General features: G+C 73.3%; 17 protein-coding genes and 1 pseudogene. 14 read left to right on the top strand and 4 right to left on the bottom strand.

Annotation, left to right across the window (positions count from 1 at the left end):
- Positions 1-13 precede the first annotated feature (13 nt).
- Positions 14-124, top strand: a complete 111-nt coding sequence (locus AB0O19_RS37705; protein ID WP_363626202.1) for a Scr1 family TA system antitoxin-like transcriptional regulator — start codon at positions 14-16, stop codon at positions 122-124.
- On the opposite strand, the pseudogene AB0O19_RS37700 reads toward AB0O19_RS37705, so the two are convergent.
- A pseudogene (locus tag AB0O19_RS37700) lies at positions 125-820 on the bottom strand (maleylpyruvate isomerase family mycothiol-dependent enzyme); the annotation flags it as partial.
- A 129-nt stretch (positions 821-949) separates the two neighbouring features.
- Between AB0O19_RS37700 and AB0O19_RS37695 the strand changes: the two are divergent.
- The 9 genes from AB0O19_RS37695 to AB0O19_RS37655 all read left to right on the top strand — a co-directional run bounded on the left by AB0O19_RS37695 (position 950) and on the right by AB0O19_RS37655 (position 10,350).
- On the top strand, positions 950-1,219 hold the full coding sequence (locus AB0O19_RS37695) for a MerR family transcriptional regulator (RefSeq protein WP_363626200.1): 270 nt from the start codon (positions 950-952) through the stop codon (positions 1,217-1,219).
- Positions 1,220-1,303: 84 nt separating this feature from the next.
- On the top strand, positions 1,304-1,900 hold the full coding sequence (locus tag AB0O19_RS37690) for an isochorismatase family protein (RefSeq protein ID WP_363626198.1): 597 nt from the start codon (positions 1,304-1,306) through the stop codon (positions 1,898-1,900).
- Positions 1,901-2,181: 281 nt separating this feature from the next.
- Complete coding sequence (locus AB0O19_RS37685; RefSeq protein WP_363626197.1) at positions 2,182-2,916, top strand: hypothetical protein; 735 nt, start codon at positions 2,182-2,184, stop codon at positions 2,914-2,916.
- Positions 2,917-2,936: 20 nt separating this feature from the next.
- Positions 2,937-4,163: a radical SAM protein gene (locus AB0O19_RS37680; RefSeq protein ID WP_363626195.1), complete on the top strand. Its 1,227-nt coding sequence runs from the start codon at positions 2,937-2,939 to the stop codon at positions 4,161-4,163.
- Positions 4,164-4,368: 205 nt separating this feature from the next.
- Entirely contained in the window at positions 4,369-5,712 is a 1,344-nt protein-coding gene (locus tag AB0O19_RS37675; RefSeq protein WP_363626193.1) for an extracellular solute-binding protein, read from the top strand.
- Positions 5,709-6,629 carry a sugar ABC transporter permease gene (locus AB0O19_RS37670; RefSeq protein WP_363579918.1) on the top strand — a complete coding sequence of 307 codons (921 nt, stop codon included), beginning with the start codon at positions 5,709-5,711 and terminating at the stop codon, positions 6,627-6,629. The genes AB0O19_RS37675 and AB0O19_RS37670 overlap by 4 nt, the downstream gene beginning before the upstream one ends.
- 56 nt (positions 6,630-6,685) lie before the next feature.
- Complete coding sequence (locus AB0O19_RS37665; RefSeq protein ID WP_363579919.1) at positions 6,686-7,516, top strand: carbohydrate ABC transporter permease; 831 nt, start codon at positions 6,686-6,688, stop codon at positions 7,514-7,516.
- Between the two features lie 2 nt (positions 7,517-7,518).
- Complete coding sequence (locus tag AB0O19_RS37660; protein WP_363626191.1) at positions 7,519-9,240, top strand: glycoside hydrolase family 36 protein; 1,722 nt, start codon at positions 7,519-7,521, stop codon at positions 9,238-9,240.
- Between the two features lie 57 nt (positions 9,241-9,297).
- Positions 9,298-10,350, top strand: a complete 1,053-nt coding sequence (locus tag AB0O19_RS37655) for a LacI family DNA-binding transcriptional regulator (protein WP_363626189.1) — start codon at positions 9,298-9,300, stop codon at positions 10,348-10,350.
- 8 nt (positions 10,351-10,358) lie between these two features.
- Here AB0O19_RS37655 and AB0O19_RS37650 read toward each other — a convergent pair whose 3' ends face one another.
- Positions 10,359-11,183, bottom strand: coding sequence for a DeoR/GlpR family DNA-binding transcription regulator (locus AB0O19_RS37650; RefSeq protein WP_363626187.1), 825 nt, complete (start codon positions 11,181-11,183; stop codon positions 10,359-10,361).
- A gap of 175 nt (positions 11,184-11,358) precedes the next feature.
- On the opposite strand from AB0O19_RS37650, the gene galT reads away from it, so the two are divergent.
- Positions 11,359-12,459: a galactose-1-phosphate uridylyltransferase gene (galT, locus tag AB0O19_RS37645; RefSeq protein WP_363626185.1), complete on the top strand. Its 1,101-nt coding sequence runs from the start codon at positions 11,359-11,361 to the stop codon at positions 12,457-12,459.
- A gap of 68 nt (positions 12,460-12,527) precedes the next feature.
- On the top strand, positions 12,528-13,670 hold the full coding sequence (galK, locus tag AB0O19_RS37640) for a galactokinase (RefSeq protein WP_363626183.1): 1,143 nt from the start codon (positions 12,528-12,530) through the stop codon (positions 13,668-13,670).
- A gap of 43 nt (positions 13,671-13,713) precedes the next feature.
- Here the strand turns inward: galK and AB0O19_RS37635 are convergent, their stop codons facing one another.
- Entirely contained in the window at positions 13,714-14,427 is a 714-nt protein-coding gene (locus tag AB0O19_RS37635; RefSeq protein WP_363626181.1) for an NAD(P)-binding domain-containing protein, read from the bottom strand.
- 99 nt (positions 14,428-14,526) lie between these two features.
- Between AB0O19_RS37635 and AB0O19_RS37630 the strand changes: the two genes are divergently transcribed.
- A complete protein-coding gene (locus AB0O19_RS37630) occupies positions 14,527-15,345 on the top strand; it encodes a glucose 1-dehydrogenase (RefSeq protein ID WP_363579926.1) in 819 nt (272 codons plus the stop codon).
- Between the two features lie 142 nt (positions 15,346-15,487).
- Positions 15,488-16,333, top strand: a complete 846-nt coding sequence (locus tag AB0O19_RS37625) for a helix-turn-helix transcriptional regulator (RefSeq protein ID WP_363626180.1) — start codon at positions 15,488-15,490, stop codon at positions 16,331-16,333.
- 112 nt (positions 16,334-16,445) lie between these two features.
- Here the strand turns inward: AB0O19_RS37625 and AB0O19_RS37620 are convergent.
- Positions 16,446-17,177 (bottom strand): thiamine pyrophosphate-dependent enzyme (locus AB0O19_RS37620; protein ID WP_363626178.1); only part of this gene is annotated, 732 nt, incomplete at its 5' end.

The following is a 17,177-nucleotide window of genomic DNA, read 5'->3' as shown; positions in this document are numbered from 1 at the left end:
GGACGAGAGCGCCATCCGAACTGTTGTCGGCGGGCCAAAGGTGATGAGGCGGCAGATGCAGCACCTGCTGGACGTTTCGAGACTTCCGAACGTGCCCCGCCGACTTCTCGCGCAGCTCTGGTAGCTAGAAGGCCGTGTGGGTCAGCCAGTGGTCCAGCAAAGCGCGGTCGCCCGTCACCGTCACCCGGTCGTCCTGCGGCGGGAGGCGGCGGGAGAGCACCAGCATGAGGTCCGTCACCGCGCCCGACACCACCACGTCGGCCTCGACCCGCCCGCGCTCCCACCGCAGCGCCTCGGGCGCCCTGGTGACCACCCAGCCCTCCGTGGACCTCGGCCGGAACCCGACCCGCTCGCCCCGGCCGCGCAGCTCGGCGACCGCCGGCCTGACCGACTCGAAGGCCGGCGTGCACAGCAGGTCGAGGTTCTCGCTGATCACGTCGGCCGCGAGGTCGTCGGCGATCTCGAACGCGGTGCCCGTCGCCGACGCCGCGTCGTAGTGATGGACGCAGGTGTCGCTCAGCTGCCTGCGGAGCCGGAACGCCGCCGGCCGTGGCCCGAAGAACGTGGGCAACTCGGTGTCCGCGCCGGTCTCCTGGACCGCGCGGACCAGGTCCTCCGCGCCCCCGCGCAGCCGCCGGGCCCACCCGTCCGGGGCGCCGGGATCGGCCTGCCACGGGTCGGGGACGGGCAACTGCTCGCGCGTGCGGACGAGTTCGGCTGCCCACCGGTGCTCCTGGCCGAGATGCCCGACGAGGGTGCGCAGCGGCCACCGTGGACAGGTGGGCACCGGGGTGTCCGGGTCCCTTCCGGCGACCGCGCGGCCCGTCCTCGCGCTCTACTCCCACAGGCCCTCCACGAGTCGTGCGGTGTCCAGCGTTGATGTCATGACGGCGCTCCTCTCTCGGGGTTACCTGGGTACGGTAGGAACTCCAGTCCGGTGGAGGTTCAAGTGCCTTTGCTCGATGAGATGTTGGGGATCGGCGAGCTGGCCCGGTTGACGGCCGTGCCGGTGTGGACCATCCGCTTCTACTGCGACGAGGGCATCGTCGACTCGGTGCGCAGCACGGGCGGGCACCGCAGGTTCGACCGGGTGGTCGTGGAGCGGCTGGGCCTGGTCAGACGGCTGCGCAGGCTCGGGCTCGGGCTGCCTCGAACGCTCCGCCCGTCCTGGCGGCGCCGCCGGGGTGTGCTGATCGCAGCGCCAGGCCCGTCCGGGTGAACGGCAGCCCGGGTTGCTTCGTCCACGCACCTCGAAGGCGTCAAGCTGGCCGCGAAATCCGTACCCCCGAGGAAAGGCCGGTCGATGGCTCGCGCGCTGATCGTGGTGGATGTGCAGAAGGACTTCTGCGAGGGAGGGAGCGTCCCGGTCGGCGGGGGCGCCGACCGGGCCCGGGCGATCGCCGAGCTGGTCCAGGGCCCGGAGCGGGAGGGCTGGGCGCGGGTGGTCGCGACCCGGGACCACCACATCGACCCGGGCCCGCACTTCTCCGCGCGGCCGGACTTCCGGGAGTCCTTCCCGGTGCACTGTGTGGTCGGCAGCGAGGGCGGCGAGTTCCACCCGTCCTTCGCGCCCGCCGTCGACGCGGGCGCGGTGGACGAGGTGTTCTTCAAGGGCGCGCACTCGGCGTCCAAGAGCGGGTTCGAGGGCTTCGCGGCGGACGGCACCCGGCTCGCCGACTGGCTGCGCGGCCAAGGCGTGGACGCGGTGGACGTGGTCGGGATCGCCACCGACCACTGCGTGAAGGCGACGGCGCTGGACGCCGTGAAGGCCGGGTTCGCGACCAGGGTGCTGCTGGACTACACGGCGGGCGTGGCCACCGACACCACGGTCACCGCCCTCGGCGAACTCCGGCAGGCGGGCGTGGACCTGACGGGCACGCCGGTCGTGCTGGCCGGATGAGGTCTGCGCGAGAAGTCGGCCTGGCCGACTTCTCGCGCAGGTGTGGTTCAGACGTCCCGCTGCCCACCCGATCCACGTGTCGCGGGCGGCACTTGAGTGACTGGTTGAGACCGCCTGTGTCGGTCCGTCAGCTGTGGTGTGTGAGATATGTGGTGCAAACACGACCATTTGTGGCGGGTCGCTGTTAGGGTGCCCATCTGAACGCCAACTCTCCATGATGTGAGCGGCATTGGAAGAGAGGGCGTCGACTCCACCTCCGTAGCCGACACCCGAGGAAGCGCGTGAGAGCCGAAGACGTCCCCCTGCTGTTCCAGGAGCTGGCCCGCGAGTTCGCGGACGTGACCGACATGTCAGTGGCGGCGACCGGCTCGTTGGCCCGAGGCGAGCACCGCACCGGGCCCGCCGGCGACATCGTCTCCAACCTCGACCTGATCCACGTCGTGGCCGACGGGGCCGACGTGCCGGAGGTCCGGGCCGTGCTGGGGCGGACGATGCGGCGGATCTCCGACACGTTCCGGATCGAGACGACGTCCGTCATAGCCAGGCTCCCGGCGTTCCGGCTGGCCGGCCACGCCCACTACCGGATCAGCATGCGGCCCGAGTGGTTCTGCGACGGCCTCGGGCTCGGGCCGGAGGCCTTCGACCATCCCGGCCACGACGAGGACGACCCGCGCGCGGCGCTGGCCTGGATGATGCAGCCCGTCCCCTACTACCTGGCCAAGGCGACCATCCTGGACCCGACGACCAACCTCGCCAAGGCCCGCAGGGCGGCGGTGCGGCTGGCCGACCGGTTCGACCTGGAGGACATCCGCGAGGGCCTCGACGACCTGCCGGGTTCGCTGCGCACCTTGATCGCCAAGCACGACATCACCCCGCTCGAATCCACCGCCCGCTACCTCGCCGCCCCCACCCACCCCGCCATCGCGCAGCTCGTCCGCGACGCGGTCTTCGTCGAGGGCATGGGCCTGTCGTCCGCCGACTCGATGGTCGTCATGCTGCCGTCCGCCCCGAACTGACCCGTACCGGAGAACACCGAATGTCCACCCGGCAGCACGTGGAGATCCTGCCCCCGCACCCGTTGCGGGCCGGCTACGACCGGGCCCTGGAGCGCGGGTCGATAGCCGACGCCTTCCAGCGGCGCCTGGAACCCGCCAACTTCACCCCCGGCTACCTCGGCGCCCTGACCGAGCGGGTCGAACAGGCCCTGGGTCAGGACCCGGGGGACGAGGCCATGCGGTGGCGCCTGGCCTTCCTCCTGCTCCAGAACAACGCCACCGCGGCCGGCGTCGAACGGGCCGGGGAACTGCTCGCCGGCGCCACCCTCCCGCAGGCCGTCCGCCTGGCCCGGCTGGTGGCCGGGATCCGCAGCAGGGCCGACCGGCCGCGTACCGGCCGCCGCGTCCGGCGGGTCAACTGGTCGATCAACAACCGCTGTCCGATGTCCTGCCAGGGCTGCTACAACCCGTTCGCGGCGGAGCAGATCGACCTCGACCAGGCCAGGCGGATCGTCGGGAAGCTGGCCGCGCACGGGACCACCGACCTGGTCCTGGCCGGAGGTGACCCGCTGCTGTGGCCGCCGGTCTTCGACGTGGTCGACCACGCCATCGCCAGTGGTCTCAAGGTCGGCCTCGACACCACCGGCTACACGCTCACCGCCGAGAAGCTCTCCCGGCTCCACGGCCTGTCCTCGCTGCGGCTGCCACTGGACGCCGTCACGCCGGAGGTGCAACGCGCCTTCCGCCGGAGCCCGGACGACAGGCTCCTCGACGCGCTGCTGGAGTCCCTCGCCCTGTGCGACGCCGAAGGCTTCGACCGGGTGCGGGTGCACACCGTGGCGAGTGCCGAGAACCTCCACCAGCTGCCGGAGCTCGCCGCGGAGGTGCTGTCCCACCCGTCGGTCGCCCAGTGGGTGATCTTCCAGTGGTGGGGCCGGCGGGCCTCGCCGGCCACGGTGCGCAGGCTCGGCGTGGCGGTGGAGGAGGTCCGCGCGGTCGTCGACGGGATCCGGCGCGACCACCCCGGCCGGGAGATCCACCTCGCGGAGAGCAGCGAGCGGGAGCTGCTGAACTGGATGATCCAGTCGAGCGGGCAGGTGGTCACCTTCGGGTCGGGCGCGGAGGAGGAGTTCATCCTGGGCAACCTCCTGACCGACGAGGTCGAGGAGATCCTGACCCATCCGATCCTGGACTTCGAGGCCATGGCGCGGGGGATCCCGGTCACCCCGGGGACCGTGTTCGGCGCTCCGGACGCGGTCCTGGGATAACAGAACGGTTTCGGAGCCCACCCTCTCCACGCCCAGGTCTTGACGGCGCGGGGAGGGTGGGCGTTTGCTGTGACCCGCTCGTTCGAACCTGTTTGGTTCTGGTTTGTTTTGTGTGTTTGAACGTTCAAAACCCTTCAAGCTCCCTCCCCCCTGCCTCGCCCTTCCTGCCTCAACCCTTCCTCGCCACCCCTCAGAGAGGAATGCAATGTCACACCTTTCCCGTCGTGATCTGCTCCGAGCCTCAGGAGCGGGCCTGCTGGCCCTGACCGCCGGCGGCACGCTCGCAGCCTGCGGCGACTCCGGCTCCGGGGGCGCCTCGGGCGGGGACGCCGACACCGGCAACATCACCGTCTGGTCCTGGGCCACGGCCGCCGAAGCCCTGCGCGGGATCGTCCCGGCCTTCCAGAAGGACAACCCGGGGATCACGGTCGACGTCCAGGACATCGGCGAACCGGCCATCTGGGACAAGATCACCGTCGGCCTGGCGGCCGGCGGCCAAGGCCTCGGCGACGTGCTGCACATCGGCTGCGACTACCTGCCCGGATACCAGGAGAAGTTCCCCGGCGGCCTGGCCGACCTCTCCGCGCTCGGCGCCGACGCGCACAAGGACAAGTTCGCCAAGGGCCTGTGGCCCGTCGTCAGCGGCAAGGACGGCCACGCCTACGCACTGCCCTGGGAGGTCAACCCGCTCGGCTTCTTCTACCGCAAGGACTACTTCGACAAGGCGGGCATCGACCCCGAGTCCTTCGCCACCTGGGACGACCTGCTCGCCGTGGCCGACCGTTTCAAGGCCGCCAACCCCGGCGTCGCCCTGATCGGCATCAACAGGGCCGCCAACCCCACCCCCGACCTGGACTTCGTCCAGGCCCTGATGCAGCTCCAGGGCGCCTTCTACTTCGACCTCCAGGGCAAGATCACCGTCGGCTCGGAGGCGGCCGTGCGTGCCCTGACCATCGTCAAGCGGCTGGACGAGGCCGGGCTGATCGGCGACACCCCCGGCGTCCAGAGCTGGCCGCCCGTGATGAAGGCCGGCAAGCTCGCAGTGGCCGCGATGCCCGCCTGGGTCACGCACTACCTGGAGAAGAAGATCCCCGACCAGAGCGGCAACTGGCGTCTCACCAAGCCCCCGGCGGTCACCCCCGGCGGCAAGCGCACCGCCCTGGTCAACTCCACCCACCTGGCCGTCGCCGCCTCCAGCCCGCGCCGCCGCGCCGCCTGGAAGTTCGTCGAGTACACGGTCACCCGCCCGGCCTCGGTGAACGCCATGTTCAACGCGGGCGGCGTCTTCCCGGCCCTCACCGAGGCCTACACCGACCCGCTGTACGCCGCGCCGAGCGCCTACTACGGCGGGCAGCCGGTGCTCAGGACCTTCGCCGACCTCGCCACCGAGGGCGGCTACCCCACCAACTACTCCGGTGACTACGCCCGCGCCCTCAAGCTCGTCAGCGACGCCCAGGTCAAGGTCCTCCTCAAGGGCGCCGACCCGGCCACCGTCCTCCAGGACGCCGCCAAGCAGCTCGCCCAGCAGACCGGGCGCGGTATCGCATGAGTGCCGCCAGCCCGCCCGCCGCCCTCTCCAGGAGGTCCGCAGCGCGGCGCCGGTCCCGCCGGCGGCGCGCCGCCGTACCGTACCTGCTGCTCGCGCCCGCCCTGCTGACCTTCGGCGTGTTCAAGGCCTACCCGGTCGTCGAGTCGCTGCTGCTGTCCTTCACCACCGGCTCCGGCGCCGCCACCCGCGACGCAGGCCTCGCCAACTACCGGCGCCTGCTGGACGACCCGCTGTTCTGGACGGCCCTGTCCAACACCGGCGAGATCCTCGTCATGCAGGTCCCGCTGATGCTCGGACTGGCCCTGCTGATGGCCGTCGGCATCAACTCCGCGGTGGTGCGCTGGCGCACGGTGTGGCGTCTCGGCGTCTTCATGCCCTCGGTCACCGGCCTGGTCGCCACCGGCGTGATCTTCGCCTACCTGCTCAAGACCGACGACGGTGCGGTCAACTGGGTGCTGAACGCCGTCGGCCTGCCCTCCGTCGACTGGCTGGGCCAGCCCGTCTGGGCCCGGGCGGCCGTCGTCGTGGTGCTCACCTGGCACTACACCGGATACAACGCCGTCATCTACCTCGCCGGACTCCAGTCCATTCCTAGGGAGTTGTACGAGGCCGCGATGGTCGACGGCGCCGGACCGATCCGCCGCTTCACCTCCGTCACCGTCCCCGCGCTGCGCCCGGTGCTGCTGTTCACGGTCGTGCTCTCGACCATCGGCACGCTCCAGCTCTTCGACGAGCCGTACGTGCTGACCGGTGGCGGGCCGGACAACGCCACCCTGACCGTCTCCATGTACCTGTACCAGAACGGCTTCCGGTACTACGACTTCGGCTACGCCTCCGCCGTCGCCTACGCGCTCACCCTGCTCGTGACGGTGCTCGGCGCCGTCCAGATGCGCCTGATGGGAGAGCGCGACAAGTGACCTCCCAAAGCGATACCTCCAAGAGCGATACCCCCCAGAGCGAGGCCTCCGAGCGCGTGAACCCCCTCAAGAAGCTGCGCGGCTGGCCGCTGACCTTCCTCCTCGCCGGCATCACCGGGCTGTCGATCGCCCCCTTCTACTGGCTGGTGGTCTCCGCCACCCGCAAGGACACCGAGGTCTTCGACTGGCCGCCCAAGCTGCTGCCCGGCGGGAGCCTCGGCGAGAACCTGAGCCACCTGGAGCAGAAGATCGGCCTGCTCAGGGTCGTCGGGAACTCCCTGCTGGTGGCGGGGGTCCAGACGCTGGGCGCCCTCGTGGTGGCGCTGCTCGCGGGCTACGCCTTCGCCAAGTTCCGCTTCCGCGGCCGGACCCTGCTGTTCGCCCTGCTGTTCTCCACCCTCGTGGTGCCCGAACAGGTCATGCTGGTACCGCTGTTCAAGATGATGACGAACTTCGGCCTGCTGGACACCTACCAGGCGCTGATCCTGCCCGGCCTGTGCGTGCCCTTCGCCATCTTCCTGATGCGGCAGTCACTGAGCAGCCTGCCGGACGAACTCCTGGACGCCGCCCGGGTCGACGGCGCGGGCGAGTTCCGGGTGCTGTTCAGCGTGGTGGTACCGGTCATGAGGCCCGTGCTGGCAGCCCTCTCGATCTTCCTCTTCCTCGGCTCCTGGAACCAGTTCGTCTGGCCGCTGATCGCTCTGCGCAGCCCCGGGATGCACACCCTGCCGGTCGCCCTCGCGACCCTGCACGGCAACAAGAGCAACACCGACTACGGCGCGATCCTCTCCGGCACCGCGCTGTCCACCCTGCCGATGATGGTCCTCTTCCTGGTCCTCCAGCGGCAGTTCATCTCCGGCCTGCTGGCCGGCGCCACGAAGGGCTGAACATGACCGAGATCTGGGAACCGCACGCCCCCGCCGTCGCCGGCGGCCTGCGTCCGCTCCACGCCGAGGGCCTGGACCTGCGGGTCAGCGGGAACGCGACCGCCCGCGGGGCGGGCGACGGAATCGTCGAGGTGACCGCCGAGGGGGAGGGCGACGTCCGGATCGAGTGGCGGGTGCCGTGCGTGGACGCCACCGCGTTCTGGACGCCCGAGCCGCGCGGCACCGGCCGGCTGCCCGCCGCGTGGAGCGCCCCGCGTCGCACCGGCCTGGCCGACGGCGCCCCGATCGCCGCCCTGATCGGCACCGGCGACCTCGCGATCTGCGCCTTCGCCGCCGAGCGCGTCGACGTCCTGGCCGGTGCCGGAGTGCTGGAGGAGACCGGCGAGTTCCGCTTCTGGGCCCAGGCCGCCGGCCGGCTGACCGTCCGCATCGACACCTCCCGCCGGCACTTCGCGCGCTGCCTGGCCGACCTCGCCGCCTGGTGGTGGGCGGGCCGCGCGGCCGACATCCCCGCCATCCCCGAGGCCGCCCGCCGCCCCGCCTACTCCACCTGGTACTCGATGCACCAGGACGTCTCGCCGAAGGCCGTCGAGACCCAGGCCGCGCTCGGCAAGGAGCTCGGCATGGACGTCATCATCGTCGACGACGGCTGGATGACCGCCGACCGCACCCGCGGCTACGCGCACTGCGGCGACTGGGAGCCGGTCTCGCTGCCCGACACCGCCGCCCACGTCCAGCGCGTCCACGACCTCGGCGTGCAGTACCTGCTCTGGTACGCGCTGCCGTTCATCGGCAAGGACAGCGCCGCCTTCGAGGCGATCGGCCGCTACGCGCTCGCGGACGCCGCCCACCTGGGCGCGATCGTCGCCGACCCGCGCTACCCGGAGGTCCGCGCGTTCCTGACCGGCCGGCTCGCCCGTGCCGTCGAGGAGTGGGGCATGGACGGGCTGAAGGTCGACTTCGTCGACTGGTTCGCCCGCGCCGACGCGCCGGAGGCCGGGCCCGAGGCCGACTGCGCCACCGTGGACGAGGGCGTCGAGCGGCTGCTCGCCGCCATCCGCCGCCGGATCACCGCGGTCAAGCCGGGGGCGATGATCGAGCACCGCCAGCCGTACGTCAGCCCCGGCCTGTGGCCGTACGTCACCATGGTCCGTGCCACCGACTGCCCGCTCAGCCCGCAGGAGAACCGGCAGCGCACCATCGACGTGCGGCTCGCCGCCGGGCCCGTCCCGGTCCACGCCGACATGCTGATGTGGCACCCGGCCGAGCCGCCCGAGCAGATCGCCTGCCACCTGATCAACGTGCTGTTCTCGGTGCCGCAGGTCTCCGTCGACCTCGCGGCGCAGAGCCCCGGGCAGCGCGAGGCGATCGCCTTCTGGCTCGGCGTCTTCCGCGAGCACGTCGCCACCCTGCAGCTCGGCGAGCTGCGCCCGGCCCGGCCGGACCTCGGTTACCCGATGGTCACCGCCGTCGGCGGCGGCACCGTCGCGGTGGCCCGCTACGCCGCGCTGCCGGTGGACGTCTCCGGTGCGGACTGGCGCACCCTGCTGGTCGCCAACGCGGACGCCGATCCGGACGTCCGGCTCACCGGCGGCGGCGGGACGGCCGAGGCCACCGTGCAGGACGCCCGAGGGCGTATCGTCCGGCAGGGCGAGGTCGAGCTCGACCGGGCGGGCGGCATCGCCGTGCCGCGCGGGGGGCTGCTGACCCTGCGCCGTCCGTAGAACCGAGCAGTGGTACCGAGCACCCGTCAGACCCGAGCAGCCGTCCTGGAGCCTCCGATGCCCGAGGGAACACCCCGACCGCGCCGCGGCGCCACCACCATCGAGGAGGTGGCCCGCGCGGCCGGGGTGTCCCGGCAGACCGTCTCCAACGCGCTCAACGCCCCCCAGCGGGTCCGCCCGGACACGCTGGCCCGGGTGACCGCGGCGATCCGCGAACTCGGCTACCAGCCCGACCAGTCGGCGCGTTCGCTGCGCAGCGGCGCCCGGCGCACCCTCGGCTACCTCGCCCCGGTGGACGACCCGTTCGACCCCAACCCGCTGATGGCCGGCTTCCTGGAGGCGCTGGTCGACGCGGCGGGGGCGCAGGGGCAGCGGGTGCTGCTGTTCCGTCCGGGGCAGGGTGCGGCCGAGAGCGGGGTCCAGCGGGCGGCCGGCCCGCTGGCGGCCATCGACGAACTGGTGGCGGCCCGTCAGGTCGACGGGTTGGTGCTGGCGGACGTGCTGGGCGACGACCCCCGGATCGGGCACGTCGTCCGGGCCGGCCTCCCGTTCGTCACCTTCGGGCGGACGGGCCCGGGGCAGCCCCAGCACTGGGTCGACATCGCCAACGACACGGCGATGGCCGTGGTGGTGCGGCATCTGGCGGGGCTCGGCCACCGCCGGATCGGGTACGTCGGCCGCGCCGAGGACCTGCCGTGGATGGCCGCCCGGCGGGCGGGCTTCCTCGCCGAGGCGGCCCGGCTGGGCCTGTCCGCGGTGACGGCGGCGCGGCCGGACGTCGCGGCCGTGCGGGAGCTGCTGCGCGGGCCCGAGCGGCCGACGGCCTTCGCGGCGGGCAGCGACCTGCTGGCGCTGGACGTCTACGAGGCGGTCCGGGCGGAGGGATCGGCGGTCGGGCCGGCGGGGGTGGCGGTCACCGGTTTCCACGACACGCCGCTCTGCCGCCACCTGCACCCCGCGCTGACCTCGGTGCGGCTCCCGCTGCGGGCGATCGCCGCCGCCCTGGTGGAGCGGCTGCTCGGCCAGGTGCGCGGGGAGGCGCCGCCGGCGGGCGGTCTTGAGCTGGCCGCCGAGCTGGTGGTGCGGGCGAGTTCCCGGACGGGTCCGTAGGGGGCCCGTCAGGCCTGGGGGCCCTGCTCCCCGGTCGGCGCGACGATCAGCTCGCCCACCAACTGGGCGGCCGACGACCGGTGTTCGGCCGCCAGTGCGTCGTCGGTGACCAGCACGTCCAGTTGCTCCAGTGCGGCGAAGGAGGCCAGGCCGACCGCGTTCCACTTGGTGTGGTCGGCCACCACGACGACCCGGCGGGCGGACTGGAGGAAGGTCCGGTTGGTCTCCGCCTCGGCCAGGTTCGGGGTGGTCAGCCCGGCCTCGGCCGAGAGGCCGTGGCAGCCCATGACCAGCACGTTGACGTGCAGCGAGCGGATCGCCTGGTCGGCGACCGGCCCGACCAGCGCGTCGGAGGGCGTGCGGACGCCGCCGGTGCGGATCACCGTCGCGGTGGCGGGGGTGCCGTCCTCGTCGGGTTCCTCCAGCAGCTCCGCGATCCGCAGCGAGTTGGTGACGACGGTGAGTCCCTCGACGGCGCGCAGCTGCCGGGCGACCGCGAAGGTGGTCGTCCCGGCGGCCAGCCCGACCGCCGAGCCGGGCGGCACCAGGGCGGCGGCGGCCCGGGCGATGGCCTCCTTGGCGGGGAGCTGCCAGTTGGCCTTGGTCTCGAACCCGGGCTCGCCGCTGGCCGCCGCCTCCGTCCGCACCGCCCCGCCGTGCACCTTGTGCACCAGGCCGCGGCGGGCCAGCGCGTCCAGGTCGCGGCGGATGGTCATGTCGGACACCCCGAGGTCCCGGACCAGTTCGGTCACCCGGACGCCGCCGCGCGCGCGGACCCGCTCCAGGATCAGCACGCGGCGCTGTCCGGCGAGCGGTTGGGCGCTGTCAGCCATCGGGGGGCTCCTCGGGTCGGTGTGGTCCGCGTGACCGTTCGGCCGGCCGCCCGGCGGGCCGCCCGGCGGGCCACGGTCACCGCCATCATGGCAGGCGCGGGCCCCTTCCGGACAGCCGGGTCTGATGGATAATGTTGGATATTGTTGTTTCATGTCGGATAGAGGGAAGAAGGCCATGGCCGGGACCCTGACCCAGCCCACCGCCAAGACCGTGACCACACTCGCGGACGGGCGACAGCTGATCTACTACGACAGCGGCGAGGCCGTCCCCCGGGACGCCGTCGACCGGCGCCCGCTCGACCCGCCCGCCCACGGCTCCGAGGTCCGGCTCGACCCGGCCACCGGAGCCTGGGTCACCGTCGCCGCGCACCGCCAGGCCCGCACCTACCAGCCCCCCGCCGAGGAGTGCCCGCTCTGCCCCTCCCGGGACGGCCGGCACAGCGAGATCCCCGCCGACGACTACCAGGTGGCCGTCTTCGAGAACCGCTTCCCCTCGCTGGCCGGCCCCCCGGCGGCGCTGGAAGGCGTCGACGGACTGCGGGTCAGCGGCCCCGGCGCCGGGCGCTGCGAGGTGGTCTGCTTCACCGCCGACCACGACGCCTCCTTCGCCGACCTCGACGAGCGGCGCGCCCGCCTCGTCCTCGACGCCTGGACCGACCGCACCGCCGAACTCGCCGCCCTCCCCGGCGTCCGGCAGGTCTACTGCTTCGAGAACCGGGGCGCCGAGATCGGCGTCACCCTCGCCCACCCGCACGGCCAGATCTACGCCTTCCCCTTCACCACCCCGCGCACCGCCCGGATGGCCGCGCGCGCGGCCGAACACCGCGCCGCCACCGGCCGCAGCCTCTTCGACGACCTGCTCGCCGCCGAACGCGCCGACGGCGCCCGGGTGGTGCTCGCCGGAGAGCACTGGACGGCCTTCGTCCCCTTCGCCGCCCGCTGGCCGTACGAGGTGCACCTCTACCCGCACCGCCGGGTCGCCGACCTGACCGGCCTGGACGAGCCGCAGCGCGCCGAATTCCCGCGCCTCTACCTGGAGTTGCTGCGCCGCTTCGACCGCCTCTTCGGCGCCGGCCGCACCCCGTACATCTCCGCCTGGCACCAGGCGCCCGCAGGCCAGGAGGACGAACTCGCCCTCCACCTGGAGCTGTTCACCATCCGGCGCGCGGCCGACAAGCTCAAGTTCCTGGCCGGGGTGGAATCCGGCATGGACGCCTTCGTCAACGACGTCACCCCCGAGGACGCGGCCCGCCGGCTGCGGGAGGTAGCCCTGTGACCACGCCCCTAAGTACGCCCGTGACGACGCCCGTGACCACGCCCGTGACCACGCCCGTGGAGACTCCTGTGAACACCCCCGTGGCCTCCTTCGAAGAGCTCCACGGCCACGCCCCCGAGGGGGAGTGGGCCGCCCCAGGCCGGGTCAACCTGATCGGCGAACACACCGACTACAACCTCGGGTTCGTGCTGCCGATCGCCCTCCCGCAGGCCGTCCGCGCCCAGGCCCGGCGCCGCGACGACGGCCGGCTGCGGCTCTGGTCCGCCCAGGGCGACGGGGTGGTCGCCGACCTGGCCGTCGCGGACCTGGCCCCGGGCTCGGTGCCCGGCTGGGCGGCCTTCCCGGCCGCCGTGGTGTGGGCGCTGCGCGAGGCCGGGCACCCCGTCGGCGGTGCCGATTTCCGGCTGGAGAGCGACGTGCCCAGTGGTGCCGGGCTGTCCTCCTCGGCCGCCCTGGAATGCGTCGTCGCGATCGCGTACAACGACCTGTACGGGCTGGGGCTGTCCGCCCCCGACCTCGCCCTGATCGCCCAGCGGGCCGAGAACGGCTTCGTCGGCGTCCCCTGCGGGATCATGGACCAGATGGCCTCGATGTGCTGCCGCCCGGGCGCCGCCCTGCACCTCGACAGCCGGGACCTGGCGATGCGGCAGGTGCCGCTGGACCTCGCCGGCGCCGGCCTCGCCCTGCTGGTCCTCGACACCCGGGTCAAGCACGACCTCGGCGACGGCGCCTACGCCGCCCTGCGGGCCGGCTGCGAGCGGGCGGCCGCGCTGCTCGGACTGCCCGCGCTGCGCGAGCTGACGCCCGCCGCCCTGCCGGCCGCCCTGCCCCGACTCCCGGAGGAGCTGAGGCCGTTGGTGCGCCACGTGGTCACCGAGAACGAGCGCGTCACGGCCGCCGTCGCCCACCTGGACGCCGGCCGGCCCGCCGCGCTCGGCCCGATCCTCACCGCCGGCCACGCCTCGCTGCGCGACGACTACCGGGTCTCCTGCCCGGAGACCGACCTCGCCGTCGAGGCCGCCCTCGCCGCCGGCGCCCACGGCGCGCGGATGACCGGCGGCGGCTTCGGCGGCTCGGTGATCGCCCTCGTCGACGCACCGGCCGCCGACACCGTCGCCGCCGCCGTCACCACCGCGTTCCGCGCGGCCGGCTACGCCGCCCCGCGCACCCTCACCGCCGTCCCGGCCGAGGGGGCCCGCCGCACGGGCTGACCGGGCCCGTCGAGGTCGGCGCGGGGAGCACGCCTTCCCGGGGTCACGCCTTGTGGTCCGCCGGGCGCTCCGGAGAAGCCTCCGCGAGCGCCCGGGTGACCGCCTCCACCCCGGCGCGCAGCCCGTACACCGGCGTGCCCGGCTGCTGGCGCCAGGACTCGTCGATCCCGCCCGCGTCCACCGTGTCGAAGCCCAACTCGTCGATCAGCGCCCGCACCACGCGCTTGGCCGCCTCGTCGTCCGCCGCCACCGGCACGGCGATCCGCTCGGGATCGCCCTCCGGGCGCGGCCGCTCCAGCAGGTCCTGCGCGTAGGTGCCGTTGAACGCCTTCACCACGGCGTGGCCGAGGTGCCGCTCCGTCCACCGGCTCTCGGTCAGTCCGTCGTCCTCGATCGCGTCGATCCGGCCGTCGCGCTGCTGCGGGTAGTAGTTGCCGGTGTCGATCACCGCCGCGCCCTCGGCCGCGCCGTCCAGCAGCCCGGCCGGCAGGTCCGGCACGTTCTTCAGCGGCACCGTCACCACCACGACCTGCGCTCCGCGCGCCGCCTCGGTGGCCGGCACGGCCGTCGCGCCCGTCTCCTCGGCCAGGGCGGCCAGCGACTGGGGACCGCGCGAGTTGGCCACCGAGACGTCGTGTCCGAGCGCCGTCAGCCGTCGGGTCAGGTTGCCGCCGATGTTGCCCGCACCGATGATGCCGATCTTCATGTCAGACCCCTGTTCGCGAGTGTCACACGCCTGTCGTCCTGCCCCAACCACCCGGTGGCGCCGTCGATTCCCGGTGCAGGGTGGTTCTTCCGGACCCAGGGTCGGGCCGGGCCTGGCCCCGGCTGCACGGCCGTCGGGAGAGTGGGTGCCATGACCGACAACGCCCCGTCCGACAACGCCATGACCCGGGATCCCGCCGACCCCCGGGAATTCGCCGACCGCACCGTCCTGATCACCGGCGGCACCAGCGGCATGGGCCTCGCCACCGCCCGCCGCCTCCTCGCCGCCGGCGCCCGGGTGGTCATCACCGGCCGTGACGACGCCCGGCTCGCCCGCGCCGCCGAACGGCTCGACGGCGGCGACCGGCTGCTCGCCGTCCGCGCCGACGTCGCCGCCCGGGCCGACCTCGCCCGGCTCGCCGCCACCGTCCGAGAGCGCCACGGCGCGCTCGACGGCGTCTTCGCCAACGCGGGCGTCGGCGTCTTCCAGCCCGCCGCCGACGTCACCGAGGACGACTTCGACCACACCGTCGACGTCAACTTCAAGGGCGTGTTCTTCACCGTCCAGCACGCCCTGCCCCTGCTGGAGGCGGCCGGCGGCGGCTCCATCGTGCTCAACGCCTCCTGGACCCCGCACCGCGGCCTGCCCGACGCCCCCGTCTACGCCGCGACCAAGGCGGCCGTCCTCAGCCTCGCCCGCACCCTCGGCAGCGGCCTCGCCGCGCGCGGCATCCGGGTCAACTCCGTCAGCCCCGGCTACATCGCCACCGAGATGTTCCACGCGGTGATCCCCGACCCGGCCGCTCACGAGCCGATCCGCGCGCGCATCCCGCTCGGCCGCCTGGGCCGGGCCGAGGACGTCGCCGAAACCGTCGCCTTCCTGCTCTCCGACCGGTCCTCCTACATCACGTCCCAGGACATCGTCATCGACGGCGGCCTGGTGCCCGCCGTCCAGGCCGTCGCGGGCTGACGTCCGGCTGATCCCCGGCTGCCCCCGGCCACGCCCCGCTACCGCCCGCTGCCCCCCGCTACCGCCCGCGCCCCGGTGCCGGCCGTGCCTGGTCCTGGCAGGGCCAGGCACGGCCGCCCGCCTCCGGGTGAGAATCATCCCCATGAACCCGACCAGTGCCCTGAGCGAGTTCCTCCGCACCCGCCGCGCCCAGCTGCGGCCCGAGGACGTCGACCTGCCCGACTACGGCGGACGCCGCCGGGTCGCGGGGCTGCGCCGCGAGGAGCTCGCCCACCTCGCAGGGGTCAGCGTCGACTACTACACCCGCCTCGAACAGGGCCGCGTCGGCAACCCCTCCGAAGCCGTCCTCGACGCCGTCGCCCGCGCCCTGCAACTCGCCCCCGACGAGTCCGGCCACCTCCACCGCCTCGCCCGCCCCACCCGCCGCGCGCCCCGCCGCCGCACCGCCCCGCAGCAGCCCCGCCCCTCCCTGCTGCGGCTGCTCGACCAGCTCGACCACGTCCCGGCCCTGGTGATGGGCCACCGGATGGACGTCCTGGCCTGGAACCGCGCGGCCGTCGCGCTGTTCGGCGACTACGGCGCCCTGCCGGTCGAGGAGCGCAACATCGCCCGCGGCACCTTCCTCGACCCGGCCTCGCGCGAGCTCTACGGCGACTGGACGGCCTGCGCCCGCGAGAACGTCGCCTTCCTCCACCTGGAGGCGGGCCGCCGCCCCCACGACCCCCTCCTCGCCGAACTCGTCGGCCAACTCTGCGTCCACAGCGAGGAGTTCCGCCACCTCTGGGCCGAACACCCGGTCGCCGACAAGACCTCCGGCCGCAAGCTCTTCCACCACCCCATCGCCGGCCCCCTCGACCTCGCCTACGACACGCTCCGCCCCGCCGACGACCCCGACCAGGCGCTCGTCACCTACACCGCCGACCCGCACACCCCGTCGGACGACGCCCTGCGCCTCCTGCTCTCCTGGTCGGCGTCGGCGACCCGCTGAGCGGCCCGCTCCAACGGCCGCCTGCCCGAACGGCACGAGATCCTGGGCACGAAAAGGCCGGTCGTAGGCCCTCGCGGGGGTCGAGGGCCTACGACCGGGGTTCAGGGGGGCGTTAGTCGAGGTCGTCGCCGAAGTCGGGGCGGATGCCCTTGGCGAACTGGATCTCGTCGTTGCTGGTGCCGGCCGCGACCATCGGCCAGACCATGGCGTCCTGGTGGACGATGAAGTCGATGACGACCGGGCGGTCGTTGATCTCCATGGCCTGCTTGATGACGGCGTCCAGGTCCTCGGGGCGCTCGCAGCGCAGGCCGACGCAGCCCATCGCCTCGGACAGCAGCACGAAGTCGGGGATCCGGGTGCCCTGGGCCGGCGGCGCGATGCCGTCGTGGTCGGGGCCGGCGTGCAGCACGGTGTTGGAGTAGCGCTGGTTGTAGAACAGCGTCTGCCACTGGCGGACCATGCCGAGCGAGCCGTTGTTGATGACCGCGACCTTGATCGGGATGTCGTTCAGGGCGCAGGTGGCCAGTTCCTGGTTGGTCATCTGGAAGCAGCCGTCGCCGTCGATCGCCCAGACCGGGGTGTCCGGCCGGCCGGCCTTGGCGCCCATCGCGGCCGGGACGGCGTAGCCCATGGTGCCCGCGCCGCCCGAGTTGAGCCAGGTGCCCGGCTTCTCGAACCGGATGAACTGCGAGCTCCACATCTGGTGCTGGCCGACGCCCGCGGCGTAGATCGCCTCCGGGCCGACCAGCCGGCCGATCCGTTCGATGACCTGCTGCGGGGAGAGCCGGCCGGCCGGGGCCGGTTCGTAGCCCAGCGGGTAGGTCTTCTTCCACTCGTCGAGCTT

It is taken from the genome of Kitasatospora sp. NPDC091276 (genome assembly GCF_040684355.1).
GTDB lineage: Bacteria > Actinomycetota > Actinomycetes > Streptomycetales > Streptomycetaceae > Kitasatospora.
The sequence above is the reverse complement of the archived record's forward strand: the minus strand, read 5'-3'. Positions and strand labels throughout refer to the sequence as shown.

Excerpts from the sequence above, each read along its gene's own strand:
- AB0O19_RS37690 (WP_363626198.1), top strand. The coding sequence starts at position 1,304 with ATGGCTCGCGCGCTGATCGTGGTGGATGTGCAGAAGGACTTCTGCGAG.
- AB0O19_RS37680 (WP_363626195.1), top strand. The coding sequence starts at position 2,937 with ATGTCCACCCGGCAGCACGTGGAGATCCTGCCCCCGCACCCGTTGCGG.
- AB0O19_RS37675 (WP_363626193.1), top strand. The coding sequence starts at position 4,369 with ATGTCACACCTTTCCCGTCGTGATCTGCTCCGAGCCTCAGGAGCGGGC.
- AB0O19_RS37670 (WP_363579918.1), top strand. The coding sequence starts at position 5,709 with ATGAGTGCCGCCAGCCCGCCCGCCGCCCTCTCCAGGAGGTCCGCAGCG.
- AB0O19_RS37660 (WP_363626191.1), top strand. The coding sequence starts at position 7,519 with ATGACCGAGATCTGGGAACCGCACGCCCCCGCCGTCGCCGGCGGCCTG.
- AB0O19_RS37655 (WP_363626189.1), top strand. The coding sequence starts at position 9,298 with ATGCCCGAGGGAACACCCCGACCGCGCCGCGGCGCCACCACCATCGAG.
- AB0O19_RS37650 (WP_363626187.1), bottom strand. The coding sequence starts at position 11,183 with ATGGCTGACAGCGCCCAACCGCTCGCCGGACAGCGCCGCGTGCTGATC.
- galT (WP_363626185.1), top strand. The coding sequence starts at position 11,359 with ATGGCCGGGACCCTGACCCAGCCCACCGCCAAGACCGTGACCACACTC.
- AB0O19_RS37630 (WP_363579926.1), top strand. The coding sequence starts at position 14,527 with ATGACCGACAACGCCCCGTCCGACAACGCCATGACCCGGGATCCCGCC.
- AB0O19_RS37625 (WP_363626180.1), top strand. The coding sequence starts at position 15,488 with ATGAACCCGACCAGTGCCCTGAGCGAGTTCCTCCGCACCCGCCGCGCC.